The organism is Shewanella sp. N2AIL (assembly GCF_022690845.1).
In the GTDB taxonomy this organism is placed as follows: domain Bacteria; phylum Pseudomonadota; class Gammaproteobacteria; order Enterobacterales; family Shewanellaceae; genus Shewanella; species Shewanella baltica.
On sequence record NZ_JALBYT010000055.1, the window covers coordinates 1 to 14,196 of the forward strand.

Genomic DNA, 14,196 nt, shown 5'->3' on the forward strand with positions numbered 1-14,196 from the left:
CACGAGTACCAGTTGGGAGAGGCGCCACCTCAAGTCACAGGACTCACAGTGGACCAGCAGATCATTCTCGACGTGTTAGGCGAACGGTATCGGCAAATTTATTCCTAAATCAGGTGCGGAAAGTCGGCTTAAATGCAAAAAATCGAAGGACTAATTCAACACCAGATTGCTTTTCAAGAGCTTTATCTGTTTGATTTATAGTTCTTGAAAAATCATCATTTTCAGAGAGTCTTTGCAGTAACTTATAAAATATAGGATTAATCATTACTGCAACACAATTTCTCACTTCTTGTTGTGACAGTTGTGCACCGCCAGTATTTAACCTCTGGAATAACTCATACTTAGCATTTTCATCACTTTCTTTAAGCAAAATTTCAACACGAATTCTTGCGCGCTTAATTTGCATCTGCATACTTTTATCAATAGAGTCATCACCTTCATTCCATACCTGCCAACGCTTATCAGCCAAGCTGGGCAAAAACTTAGTCCCTTCTAGAGTGCTTGGTTCTACTTTTTTTCCTTCAGGACTTTTCAATATACCAGCAAATTCTAGAACCGTTGATAAACGTTGCAGTCCATCAATTAATTCCCAGTTCCCATCTTTATCTTGAAATACAAAAATAGGTGGGATAGGAATACTTAATAATATCGACTCAATAAATCGTGTTTTCCTTGTTATATCCCAACGAAATAGCCTTTGAAACTCCGGATTAATCACTAGCTCGTCGTCTTTATACAAGTTCATCACTTCACCTAATGACATATCATAGCCATCGGATACGATTTCTTTCCTTGCTGTTTGTATTTCTTTTTCTAGACTCATAAAAATCCCATTCAGCTCTCAAATATTTAGTCTACATAACGGTTGTATAGTGGTATGTGGGTTACCACATTAGAATATTGGAAACGTGCATCATTAACTATCTGTATTTAATGAAACTTATCAGCTTTGATGCTGATATACCATCAAGAAAAATACGCATGAGTGTTTTCCAAACCTATTATATAAAAACGGTAACCTTTAAGTGTTTAATTTTAAATGCTTTTCAACTTATATACCTGAGATAACACGCACAAATATCGACTAAGAATCACTGAAAACCAAGCGATTTGAATACGAGTTTATAATTTTTCAGTTTCGGCCACTCGTTGTGAATAGTTCAAAGCAGGCATACTTGGGAATTTTTAGAGCAATGAAGGAATTAATTGTTCACCAACTGATCCTTGTTATAACGTTTTTTAGCTAAACGAACAGCAGAAGTGTTAGTTAAGATTGGCATTGTTGCAACTGTGACCGTTGGCGGCATGGATGCCGTCGTCGAGCCCTCAGGGACGAGTTTATGGCGAGTCACAGGGGAAACAATGACAATTCATGCAGCACAACTGACGATATAACTCACTAGCTTTGAGCCTTTCTGCCTTTGAGTATTTAGAGTTGGAATGGCGGAAATCTAAGATTTAACCGCCATTGTTCTATTAACCCTTAATGCTTGGCTTAATACTTGATATCAGACTTTATTGCTCCCCTACACTTTTATGCCATTCCACAATCACTTTAACAAAGAGCACTATTTTGCCGCCGATAGCTCGATAAATGCAGCTGTGTACATTTTTAGATTCAGCATAAATTGCTTATGGGTGATGAACTCTTTTTCGGTATGGCCAGTGTATTCCACGCCCGGCATGGCTGGGCCAAAACTTAAGGCATTGGGGAATAATTTACTGTTGGTTGAGCCGCCAATTGCAACGGGTTTAGGGTCGACTATGCCAGTGAAGTGGGCAAAAACATCAAGTAGAGTTTGTTGCTGCGGCGCATCCTTCATCACCATAGGCTCACCCCAATAACTTTCGATATCAGCAAGCTGCACTTGGTGTTTATCCTGCCACAGGGCTAGAGCTTCACGGGCTTGCTTAGCGAGTAACTCTGGCGTCTTACCGACAGGACGACGCAAGTTAATGGTCACCTCAGTGCCCTTGTGAGTTTGCACCACCACAGTTGGGGCTAAGGTCAGCGGTCCCATAAAATCATCTTTATAGGCTAAGTCACCAAACTGCTCGGCATAAATGCCTAACCCCACCAGCTCGTTCATGGTGGCAACGGTTAAGGAGGCGCTGGTTTGCGGCCAAGGTTTATCATTCAACTCGGGACTTAATAATGCCGCCAAATGGGTCACGGCATTCACCCCATTCTCAGGGGTGGATGAATGGGCGGCTTTACCGTCGGCAAAGATATGCAAGTTGCACGGTTTATCGACGCAATGGTTTTCAAAACGATATTTCATCCCCTGCTGCGCGGCGGCTCTGGTCTGTAACTTTGTCAGTAATGCGGGTGAAACCGCCTCAATTTCCGCCTCGGCCTGCTGCGGTACTTGGCTGGCAAAATAGCCGCCAGAGAAAGCCGTTAACGTGGGCGCTTGAGCTGAAGCCTCTGCGTTAGCTTCTATATTGGAGATCGTAATATTGGGCACTGTAAAGGTAATCTTGCTCCAGCCTTTTTCGGCAGTAACTACTGGATATTCGGCATCGATAGTAATGTTCATGTCCGCTGGCGTGTAGCTGGCTAAAAAGGTTTTCAGTGGTTCCCAGTCGGACTCTTCAGCAAGATAAACCAAGAGTTCAATGCGTCTATCTCGCTTAATGTGTTTATCTTTAATCGCCTTCATCGCATACATGGCGGTAACGATGGCGCCCTTGTCGTCCTCTGTGCCGCGGCCAATCAGTTTGCCCGGTTCCGATTGAGTATCAAGCAGATAAGGGCTCTGCGCCCACAATGCAGGATTAGCTGGTTGCACATCGCCGTGGGTGACTATGCCTAACTTTTTAGATTCATTGTTTACAGCCGAATTGGCATCTAAGCCAATCAACACCACATAGCCATGATCGGCATAATCTAACCCGAGCTCCTGACTGAGTTGTTGCAAACTCGACTTAAAGCCCATAAAGGCGGGATTGGTATCTGGCGTTTGCCCTTCAACCGCTTGGGTATTAAAACTCACCAACTGAGTCAAACTCTGCACCATAGCTGCATCGTATTTTGCGACCGCATAATCGGCGACCTTGAGTGCATTTTGGCTTAACTGGGGGACGTTTGTGTGAGCCGCTGTTGTTGCTGACGCAGGCGCTGCAATACACTGCGGCATAACCCAGCTGGACGCAGTCAGTAATACCAAGGATAACGCTCGACGTACGCGAGCATGTTGAATACCAGATTGAGACATAGAAGATCCTATTATTGTTATTCGTGTTTTAGGACCGTACTGCAAGAGACGGTTGAAAATGGATTAAGCTGGTTTAGTGCAAGGTGTTACTTACGCCAGTCATCTGCGACGTGTTTGCGGCTATTATCTTCGACTACAGCCTTGAGCAATGATGTTGCCAATAAAGCGCCGAGACGCGATAACATCCGCAGCCAGTTTGCCATAATATTTTGCTTAAAAGCCTGAAACAAAACATTTGTTACAAACTAAACACAAAACCGATGGAACCCCTAGTCCGATACATGTTAAACAGTCACATTAAGATAAATTAATGGTTGTAGCCGCGCGTAGACTTCAATATTTACTGAAATCCATGGCCATCATCAAACAATCACCCATAACAATAATCGACCTAACGGGGAACAAATAATGAAGGGACTAACCCTTAAACCGCAAGCCCGCACGGCTAAGCTCACGCTAAGTGCCATCGCTTTAGCCTTAACTTTGGGCGCTTGTAGCACACAACAACCCGAAGCCAGTGTTCAAGCCAACGCGGCGCCCAATGCCGTGTCAGCGCAAATTATCAGTCAGAATGCGACTAATCCATTCTTTAAACCCTATGATACCTTTATGGAAATTCCGGCTTTTGATAACATCAAGCCAGAGCATTTCCTCCCAGCCTTTAAAGCGGGCGTAGCTCAGCAACACGAACAAATTCAAGCGATTGTTGATAATAAAGCCAAACCAACCTTCGCCAATACTATTGAAGCCATGGAATTTTCTGGCGATCTAGTGACCCGCGTTTCTAACGTCTTCTTTAACCTGACAGGCGCCGATACTACGCCAGCATTGCAAGCACTCTCCAAAGAAGTGTCGCCTATGCTATCGTCGGCCGAAGACGATATCCTGCTCAATGACAAACTGTTTCAAAAAGTCAAAGCCGTTCACGACGCGAAAGACAGCCTAAAACTCAGCACTGCCCAAGCCAAATTGTTGGAAGATACCTATAAATCTTTCACCCGTGGCGGCGCTAACTTAAGCGAACAAGATAAAACCAAACTGCGCGCATTAAACGAAGAGATCGGCAAACTCAATTTAGCCTTTGGTGACAATCTATTGGCCGAAACCAATGCCTTCGAATTAGTGGTTGATAACAAAGCCGATCTCGCAGGTTTACCCGCTGATGTGATTGCGACCGCTTTTGAAACCGCGAAAAAACGTGGCCATGAAGGCAAGTGGGTATTCACTACGTCTCGCCCTTCTATCACGCCGTTTTTAACCTATGCAGATAACCGCCAGTTACGTGAAAAACTCTATAAAGGCTATATCGAGCGCGGTAACAATAATAACGCTAACGATAACAAGATTATCCTCGCGAAGATTGCCGCCCTGCGTGCCGAACGTGCTCAGTTGATGGGCTATAAAACCCATGCGGATTTCGTGTTAGAAGAACGTACAGCTAAAACACCAGAAAACGTCTACGGGTTGCTCAACAAGGTATGGCCAGCGGCATTGGCCCAAGCCAAAACCGAAGTGGCGGATATGCAAGCCATGATCGACGCGCAAGGTGGCAAATTTAAGCTGCAAGCGTGGGACTGGGATTACTACGCCGACAAAATTCGTGTCGCTAAGTACAGCTTTAACGAGCAACAAACCCGCCCGTATTTCTCCCTCGACAGTACACTAAAAGGTGTGTTCTACACGGCTAACCGTTTGTACGGTTTGACCTTTAAAGAACGTACCGACTTACCCAAATACAATGCAGAAGTCCGTACTTGGGAAGTTTACGATAAAGACGGCAAGCTGATGGCCATCTTTATGGGTGACTATTTCACCCGCGACAGCAAACGTGGCGGCGCTTGGATGAATTCCTTCCGCAAACAATACAATATGAATGGCGTTGATTCTAAACCTATTATTGTTAACGTATTGAACTACCCTCGCCCTGCGGGCAATGAGCCAGCGCTGCTGACCTTCGATGAAGCCAGCACCCTCTTCCACGAATTTGGCCACGCCCTACACGGCATGTTATCGAACGTGGAATATCGCTCACAGGGTGGCACCGCCGTACCTCGCGATTACGTTGAGTTCCCATCGCAAGTGAATGAAAACTGGATGACCCAGCCAGAAGTGTTAGCCCAATTTGCCAAGCACTACAAAACCGGCGAAGTGATCCCACAAGAATTAGTTAAAAAAATCCAAGCGGCCAGCAAGTTCAACCAAGGCTTTGCCACCGTTGAATATATGGCGGCCACTAAGCTCGATTTAGATTGGCACACACTGACCGACACTACGCCAAAGGATGCGGCCAAGTTTGAAGCGGACTCGTTAGCGGCAATGGGACTGATTGAAGAAATTAGCCCACGCTATCGCAGCACTTACTTCTCGCATATTTTCGCAGGCGGTTATTCTGCAGGCTACTACAGCTACCTGTGGTCGGATATTTTAGGCGCGGATGCTTTCGAAGCCTTTAAAGAAAACGGCATTTTCGACAAGGCCACTGCGGATTCCTTCCGTAATAATATCCTGTCGAAAGGCGGCAGCGATGATCCTATGCTGATGTATAAAAACTTCCGCGGTAAAGAAGCCGGCATAGAGCCGCTGCTGCGTAGCCGTGGATTACTGGCCGAGTAATCGCTAATCATTTGCCAAAGGCAAGATAAACAACGGGAGCTTCGGCTCCCGTTTTCTTATGATTTTATTCAGCAACTTCTACAATAACCTATTAATTGGCTGAATATTTTAGTACTGTGTTGCCGCATATAAGGATATTTTTAAAATTATCAATGGAAATGATTATGTCTAATGCCCTACTAAGCTCTCCATTTCAAGCAAATAAAGAAAAACTTCTCACACTGCGATGACAGAACGAACTCAATACCACTCGAATACTCAAAGCTCTGGATGCTTCCCCAAATACAATTGGTGCTGGAGTGGTTTTTATTGACCATGAATATTCCCTATGATTCCTTTATGCCACTAATATCCCATTCGATGAATATTACGAGAATGTAAAGATACAATAGCAGCCAGCTTTAACCTGAGCAGTAAGGCGTGCAGGTGGAAAAATCAACAACCTAACAATAGTCAGCTATAAGGAATTCAGAGTCTATGTCAGATAATTTTTTTGAGAAACATGACTTATCTATCGGCATGTTTGTCGTTGGTATTGCAGTAATCATGTTCCTTATGTTTGGTGCGGGTGCTATCGGCCCTTTACTTATTCTTACGATTGAAACGCTATTCGGTAAATTAACACACGAAGAGTATGGTATCCTTTTAGCATCAAGTATAGTGATCATGACCCTGAGTATTGTTATACCAAATGTATTAATTATACGAGGTAGACCTCGAGCAGTTAAAATCAATAAAATAAACGTCTATTTTCAACTCCTTTGTTACTTACTGTTTTTATTCGTTCTTGAACACAAACAAACCTGGATTTTTCTTTGCTTTGTTATTTTCCCATTATTAGCAAACTGGTTAATGTCGTCTGCTAAATATCTAACCTTCCTTGCCTTTTACGAAACTCTACGCAAGGATCCAATCGTGTTTAGACAAAGCTTAGCAAAAAGAATATTTAAGTAAGCACAGTAAATACAAGTTCTATTATCTGATATTAGTTTAAGTATATTTATCATTAGAAAACATTAACAACACGCCATAATATAACCCAAAAAGATAATGGGTGACGATGAGTAATTAGGTGTCGATGTCAGATAAATTTTGAAAAACATAACTTTTCTATCATAATTGTCGACAAGGTTACTGCGGATCCCGTCCGTAATCATATCCTTTTTAATGGCGGATTCGTAAATGTTGGTACGTTTCCGCTTCACATGTTAACCCACTTTAATTCACCGCTTAGGCGACATTAAATCTTCAATAGAGTTATATGATGAATATTGAGATGGTAGAAAAAGCAGATCATCTTAGTCTGCTCGATATTTGGGAAGCATCGGTAAGAGCAACCCATGACTTTTTAGCAGAAGAAGATCTACAGCAATTGAAGCCGCTGATCCTCGAACAGTATTTTGATGCCGTTCACTTAAAGTGCGCTAAAAATGACAATGGAGAAATACTCGGATTCTGCGGCGTACATGATGGCAATATTGAAATGCTGTTCATCTCACCTGACGCGCGCGGAAAAGGGATTGGTTCCATGCTAGCGACACATGCCATTAAAGAACTGGGAGCCACAAAGGTGGATGTTAATGAGCAGAATCAACAAGCATTAGGTTTTTACCAACATATTGGTTTTTCAGTAACGGGTCGCTCACCCGTTGATGGACAGGGTAAACCTTATCCGTTGTTGCATATGGCGTTATATTCCATTGAGGAATTGTAGATGTATCCTGATTCAATCGATGAGAATAGGGTTGGAGAGTATCCGGCGGAAACAAAAATGATGAATAAATCCGCCCCGACATCAATAAAAAGGCTTGCTAGGTTTCCCTAACAAGCCTTTGGGCCTTTTTACAACGAATCGATTAGTCGACTAAACCGCGGCGCTTTAACAGTGCCTCTGTTGTCGGTTTTTTACCGGTAAAGTGAATGTAATCTTGCATGAGATCTTCACTATTTCCTTTAGATAAGACTTCCTTGCGGAACTTGTCACCATTATCGGCTTTCAATCCACCGTGCTCGCCCATATAGGCAAAGGCATCGGCGGCAAACACTTCGGTCCACAAATACGCGTAATAACCTGCGGAATAACCACCGGAGAAGGCATGGCTAAAGTAGCTCGATTTATAACGCGGTGGAATTGGCGCAAAATCAAGGCCATGTTTAGCTAACACTTGGTGCTCAAACTTCTCTACATCGCTAATTTGAGTATCGGCACTGATAGAGTGCCATTCCATATCTAACAAGGCAGCAGACAGATACTCAACGGTATCAAAACCTTGGCCAAACTTATTTGAGGCTAAGATTTTATCGAGCAGCGCCTTAGGAATTGGCTCACCCGTTTTGTAGTGTTTGGCATAGTTAGCAATCACAGCAGGATCGATATTCCAATCTTCGTTAACCTGGGATGGGAACTCAACAAAGTCACGTGCAGTTGATGTGCCAGCCACGCTTGGGTATTTCACCTGCGAGAATAAACCGTGAACCGCATGACCCATTTCATGGAACATAGTGGTCACTTCATCGAAGGTCATTAACGTTGGGCCATCGGCTGGCTTAGGAATATTCAGCGCGTTATAAACAACGGGCTTAGTGCCAAGCAGACCGCTTTGAGTGACGAACTCATCCATCCACGCGCCGCCGCCTTTACCTTCGCGGGCATAAGGGTCAAGGTAGAATAAGCCAATAGAGCTGTTGTCTTTATCGAAGACTTCAAAGGCTAAGACATCGGGATTCCACACGGGTAAATCGGTACGCGGTTTTAAGCTGATGCCATACAGTTTATGCATCGCGAAAAACAGCCCGTCTTGCAGCACAGTATTAAACTCGAAATAAGGCTTGATGCTGCTTTCGTCGAGATCGTATTTCTCTTTACGCACTTTGTCGGCGTAATAAGCCCAATCCCAAGGTTGCAGTTCGAAATCACCGCCCGTCTTTTTGATTTCGGCTTGAATATCAGCCGCTTCCACTTTGGCACGTGCTAAGGCTTTTGGTGCTAAATCGTCGAGGATTTCATACACAGCGGCTGGGGTTTTCGCCATTTGATCGGCAACCGCATAGGATGCCCAAGTATCGAATCCCAATAAGTTGGCTTTTTTAGCCCGAATTTGCGCCATTTTAACAATCAATGGGCCATTGGTTGCAACAGCTCTGTGCGCCGAGGTTTCCCACACTTTTTGGCGCAGTTCACGGTTGCTCAGGCTAGAAAGCACAGGCTGGCGAGTCGTGTTCACTAAGGTAATCAAATAGCCCTCTTTTCCAGCAGCTTTGGCGGCAGCGGCTAAGGTGGCGATTTCGCTGCCAGATAAACCAGCTAACTGGGCTTTATCCGTCACAACAATCACATCATCTTTAAATGATTTTAAGCTGTTTTGTGAAAAGTCCGTCGCTAAGGTTGCAAGCTCGGCGTTAAAGTCGCGCATTTTAGCTTTATCTTCAGCCGACAATTTCGCGCCAGCGCGAACAAACTGCTCATAGTAGTATTCAACTAAACGCTGATCTTCCGCATTTAAGCTGCTTTTTTGTTGGTATACGGCTTCAACACGGGCAAATAAGGTCGGATCGAGATAAATATTATCGCGATGGGCAGATAGCTTAGGTGCAAGATCTGCTTCGGTTTTCTGGAAATCATCATCAGAAATCAGACCGGCGAGATTAAAGAAGGTCCGCGACACCCGCGTTAATAATTCACCCGAGGTTTCCATCGCCAGAATGGTGTTGTCAAAACTGGCCGCTTGCTTGTTATTCACAATGGCAGCGATTTCAGCATCATGGGCTTTAATGCCTTGCTCGAAGGCAGGAGCATAATCTGCCGTATGGATAAGGTTAAATTGTGGCGCTTGATCCTGCAGTGGACTCTTGCTCAACAACACATTGGTTGCTTGCGCTTTAGCAGCAGTTTGAGTCGCTACGGCATTTTTGGCTTCATTGGCACTGGCGGCTGGCTTGTCTGAACAAGCGCCAAGTAACAAAGCCGCGGCCACGGCTGTGGTAATAACGGACTTACGCATATTAACTCCCTTGGATGTTGCTGCCCTTTCGTTTGTATTTTTAAGGTGAAAGGTGCGCGCTAACGGATTTTGGCTTTCAGTTTAAAACAGTCTGAGTCAACGAACGCTTGTTGCTACGGTCGTCAATTTCGATGAACTACCTTAACAAGTTACGCGCATTTCAGCCAAGTTTTACCCCGCCACTGCGGCGCTAATTTGTATCACTTTATGTGTATTTCGAGTCTATATGTGCCTATGCCAACGCTAAGCTACACCTAAGGCACAGCAATCAATGTTAAGCGCTTGCAAGCAGAAATGATGAGGATTAGCTAAAATTCAATGTAAAAAGAATTATTTAAAACAATCCTATTGGATTTTTTAAGCCGAATATTCTCAACATAGAAAGCAGCATAAGCAAATAAAACACCGTTTCTATAACAAATATTAATTCTTCTTAATAAACTTTTTGCTGTGATTATTTAAACCTCAATGTAACAAATATACAGACCAAATGGCTCATTATTTAGGCAGACGCACTCTGAGTCACAATTTGAAACAGCTTTTCTCCGATTAATGTCACATTCAGATCATCAAATGTCTTTATAATTCCCGCTCGTTAACTTCGCGACAAATTAACCTAACAGTTAAATGACGCCGAATTAACGGGATGATGGGCATGCTCTTGACGGAACATGCGTTGGGGTCAAATAAATATAAATAGAGATAACTATGTTAAATAAGAAAATACTCGCAGTGATGATCACTGCCGCCCTTGGTGTCAGCGCCTGTAATTCTGATGACGACAAAGTCGTTCAAGCCGATTTACGGGTACTCGAAACCACAGATCTGCACACAAATATCATGGATTTCAACTACTACAGTGGTAAAGACGATCCGACTATCGGTCTTGCCCGCACTGCAAGCTTGATCCACGCTGCACGCAGCGAAGCCAAGAATAGCGTCCTCGTCGACAACGGCGATCTGCTACAAGGCAGCCCTATGGGCGATTATATGGCTAAAGTGGGCCTGCAAATGGGCGATGTTCATCCTGCTTATAAAGCCATGAACCTATTAGATTATGAAGTCGGTAATATCGGTAACCATGAATTTAACTATGGTTTAGACTTCTTAAATAAATCCATTAGTGGTGCAGATTTCCCTTATATCAACTCAAACGTTTATTGCGCCGACGATAATGGTTGCTGGAATGAGGTTAAAAAAGGTGAGCATTTATTCACCCCTTATATCATCAAACAAAAAATTATTATCGACAGCGAACTCAATAATCAAACCATTAACATTGGTTATATTGGTTTTGTGCCACCGCAAATTCTATTGTGGGATAAACAAAATCTGACGGGTAAAGTGACGGTTGAAGATATCGTTACCACCGCGAAAAAATATGTCCCAGAAATGAAAGCCAAAGGGGCCGATATCATTATCGCCATTCCACACTCTGGCATTGGTTCAACGGAAAATCCTGGCGATCCTATGGCTGAAAACGCCACTTACGCTTTGACTTATGTTGAAGGTATCGATGCGATTCTATTCGGTCACAGCCACTCTATCTTCCCAGATGCTAAGTATGCCGACTTGCCCAATACCGATGTCACTAAAGGCCTACTGAACGGCGTCCCCGCAGTGATGCCAGGTCGTTGAGGTGATAACTTAGGGGTGGTTGACTTTAAACTTGAGCGTAGAGATGACAAGTGGCATGTCCTTAGTGCCAAAACGCAAGCTCGCCCTATCTATGATGGCGCAAATAAAGCCCCATTAGTTGAAGCGGATGGCGCTATTCACGATGCTGTCGCAGCAGAGCACCAAGGCACCCTCGCCTTTGTGGATGAACCTATCGGTGTTGCAGCGGCGGACATGTATAGCTTCCTCACCTTAGTGCAAGACGACCCTACGGTACAAATCGTTTCCGATGCGCAAATCGCTAACGTGAAAGCGAAATTACCTGCAGCATTAAAAGGGCTGCCAGTACTTTCAGCTTCTGCTCCTTTTAAAGCGGGCGGTCGCCACGGTACAACCAGCGATGCCGATCAATTTGTGCAAGTCGATAAAGGTCCACTGACCTTCAAAAACGCCGCCGATCTGTACCTGTATCCCAATACTATGGTGGCAGTCAAAGCAACGGGCGCCGAATTGAAAGATTGGCTTGAGTGCTCAGCCAACCAGTTCAATCAAATCGACCCAGCAAAAACCACCCCACAAGAGTTAATCAACTGGGATGGCCATCCAACCTATAACTTCGACGTACTCGATGGCTTAACTTACAAAATTGATGTCACTCAACCGAACAAGTTTGACCGCGATTGCGCCGTTGTTAATGCCAACGCAAACCGTATCGTTGATTTAAGCTATAAAGACGAAAACGGTAAAGTCATCACAGGTGAAGAATTTGCTGCGAAAGAGTTTATCGTCGCTTCAAATAACTACCGCGCCTTTGGTGGTAAGTTTGCCGGTACGGGTAGCGACCATGTCGTCCTTGAACTGCCCGATACCAACCGTGAGGCGTTAGCGGCTTATATTACAGCGCAATCTCAGTACAACGAAACCACGGGTAAGTACGAAGGTATGGTCAATCCAAGTGCCGATTACAACTGGGATTTCAAAACCATCACGACCAACGTCACATTAGACGTTCGCTTCGAAACCCAAGACAGTGACAAAGCCGCTGCCTTTATCGAAGCCAATAAACAACGTGAAATGAAAAAGATCAGCAAGGATGAACTGGGTTTCGCCGTTTATAGCATCAACCTAACCAAATAAGCGTTCAATCCCGAAATATCACCTCAAAAGGCTCCTCGTGAGCCTTTTTTATTCCCTACCGATTAAATTAACGCTAATCTGCGCGCTATAAACAGTGTGTCGCCATTTAGTTCATCTTGCTCCACACTAAAGGTTAAACCTGCTTTGTGTCGTCAGAAATCTACCTTATTATTTAGCGGCGTCCTCGCAACAACAGAGAAAGCTTATGAAATATCAATCAATCTTATGTGCCACCGCGTTAATACTGGGCGCTGTGCAGCCTGCAACGGCCGATGTTAATCTCAATCTGCCTAAAAATGCTGAAGTGTTAACGGTCAATGGCAAGCCAGCAGTAAAGAGTGGCAACCTCGTTTTAGCCGATGGTACCAATCAGATAGCCTTCCGTTATGCCGCGCAATACCGGCAACAAGCTGACTCAGTGCATTATCTATCCGACGTGCTCATCGTCCGTTTTGATGCGTCAGCACAAACACTCACGCTGACACTTCCCGCCATTAACTCAGCCAGAGATGCAAAGAAATTTGATGAGTCACCCAAGCTGACACTATTAAATGCTCAAGATGAAGCCGTGAGTTTTACCAGCGATAAATTGATTAAGAATGGCATCCAACTGGGACGGGATTTCGAACACGAGATACTGCAGTACAACCTTAGCAATCATCCGGCTTCATTAAATCTCACTATGAATACCGCGACAACACAAGCAAACGACGCCATTGCACCAGTATTGGCAAGCCAGCCGCAAATACACCAAACATCAGCAGCCACATCCACGAGCTTGATCGCGCCAGCAGTTATGTCGTCAGCAGTCGCAGCGAACAATGATAAGGCTCAGCAAATCACTCCAGCGACGACACCTAGCCAAGCTGAAATCAGTCAAATGCTGGATTACTGGTACAAACAAGCTAACGACAATACCAAAGCCAGCTTCAAAGCCAAAATAAATAAAGAGTGATGCATAGAGCACGCAAGCGTTGAAGAGGATATTTGTCCTCTAACCATCAACATTGCTTCAGCTATCTATTTCAGGCCGCCAGCTTAGTGTCACTATGAGCTGGCGGCTCCATTAGAGTTCATAAAATGAGAACTTAGTAAAACTTAAGCTCATTAAAAAAGCGCCCAGTAAACCATTTCCACTTCACAACTTAATGTTATTTCAAACAATGAAACGGTTTCAAAAACGCTAAAACATGTAAATTGCAGACGCAAAAAAACCAGCTTATCAGCTGGCTTCGTTACATCTCAATGAGATCATTAGGCACTTGGCGATGACCTACTTTCTTTTATCCCCGAAGGGGATACATGGGGGCGAGTCATCATTGCCTAAAATGCGCAGCATTTTGATGATGTGTCGCGCGGAGCAATGTATTGCGCAGCTGGGGACCCCGCTTAGCGGCGGGTTGACATCGAGATAAGTTTTCGCGGAGCGTATAAACACAAAAGCCCTAGCGGTTTAGGCTAGGGCTTTTGTGTTTATTTGGATGCTTGGCGATGACCTACTCTCACATGGGGAGACCCCACACTACCATCGGCGCGTTTGCGTTTCACTTCTGAGTTCGGGATGGGATCAGGTGGTTCCACAAGGCTATTGTCACCAAGCAAATTCTGTT

Annotated in this window: 8 protein-coding genes, 1 rRNA gene and 1 pseudogene; 6 read left to right on the forward strand and 4 right to left on the reverse strand. The window is 44.4% G+C overall.

Going from position 1 to position 14,196, the window contains the following annotated elements:
- Positions 1 to 109: 109 nt before the first annotated feature.
- The gene (locus tag MO387_RS20385) at positions 110 to 823 is read right to left on the reverse strand and encodes a DUF262 domain-containing protein (RefSeq protein WP_242326482.1); all 714 of its coding nucleotides are present in this window, start codon (positions 821 to 823) and stop codon (positions 110 to 112) included.
- 437 nt (positions 824 to 1,260) lie between these two features.
- Between MO387_RS20385 and MO387_RS21225 the strand changes: the two genes are divergently transcribed.
- Complete coding sequence (locus tag MO387_RS21225; RefSeq protein WP_259563962.1) at positions 1,261 to 1,395, forward strand: hypothetical protein; 135 nt, start codon at positions 1,261 to 1,263, stop codon at positions 1,393 to 1,395.
- 173 nt (positions 1,396 to 1,568) lie between these two features.
- On the opposite strand, the gene MO387_RS20390 is transcribed toward MO387_RS21225, so the two are convergent.
- Positions 1,569 to 3,218, reverse strand: a complete 1,650-nt coding sequence (locus MO387_RS20390; RefSeq protein ID WP_107948050.1) for a dipeptidase — start codon at positions 3,216 to 3,218, stop codon at positions 1,569 to 1,571.
- Positions 3,219 to 3,626: 408 nt separating this feature from the next.
- Here MO387_RS20390 and MO387_RS20395 point away from each other — a divergent pair, with 408 nt between their 5' ends.
- The 3 genes from MO387_RS20395 to MO387_RS20405 all read left to right on the forward strand — a co-directional run bounded on the left by MO387_RS20395 (position 3,627) and on the right by MO387_RS20405 (position 7,545).
- Positions 3,627 to 5,831, forward strand: a complete 2,205-nt coding sequence (locus MO387_RS20395; RefSeq protein WP_107948052.1) for a M3 family metallopeptidase — start codon at positions 3,627 to 3,629, stop codon at positions 5,829 to 5,831.
- Positions 5,832 to 6,308: 477 nt separating this feature from the next.
- Positions 6,309 to 6,785 carry a hypothetical protein gene (locus tag MO387_RS20400; protein ID WP_107948054.1) on the forward strand — a complete coding sequence of 159 codons (477 nt, stop codon included), beginning with the start codon at positions 6,309 to 6,311 and terminating at the stop codon, positions 6,783 to 6,785.
- A 310-nt stretch (positions 6,786 to 7,095) separates the two neighbouring features.
- Entirely contained in the window at positions 7,096 to 7,545 is a 450-nt protein-coding gene (locus tag MO387_RS20405; RefSeq protein WP_107948056.1) for an acetyltransferase, read from the forward strand.
- A gap of 142 nt (positions 7,546 to 7,687) precedes the next feature.
- Here the strand turns inward: MO387_RS20405 and MO387_RS20410 are convergent, their stop codons facing one another.
- On the reverse strand, positions 7,688 to 9,832 hold the full coding sequence (locus MO387_RS20410) for a M3 family metallopeptidase (protein ID WP_107948058.1): 2,145 nt from the start codon (positions 9,830 to 9,832) through the stop codon (positions 7,688 to 7,690).
- Positions 9,833 to 10,540: 708 nt separating this feature from the next.
- Here MO387_RS20410 and MO387_RS20415 point away from each other — a divergent pair.
- Positions 10,541 to 12,586: pseudogene (locus tag MO387_RS20415) on the forward strand (bifunctional 2',3'-cyclic-nucleotide 2'-phosphodiesterase/3'-nucleotidase).
- A 205-nt stretch (positions 12,587 to 12,791) separates the two neighbouring features.
- Positions 12,792 to 13,541, forward strand: coding sequence for a DUF2057 domain-containing protein (locus MO387_RS20420; protein WP_107948061.1), 750 nt, complete (start codon positions 12,792 to 12,794; stop codon positions 13,539 to 13,541).
- Between the two features lie 528 nt (positions 13,542 to 14,069).
- On the opposite strand, the gene rrf is transcribed toward MO387_RS20420, so the two are convergent.
- Positions 14,070 to 14,185: ribosomal RNA gene (gene rrf / locus MO387_RS20425) — 5S ribosomal RNA — on the reverse strand.
- Positions 14,186 to 14,196 lie beyond the last annotated feature (11 nt).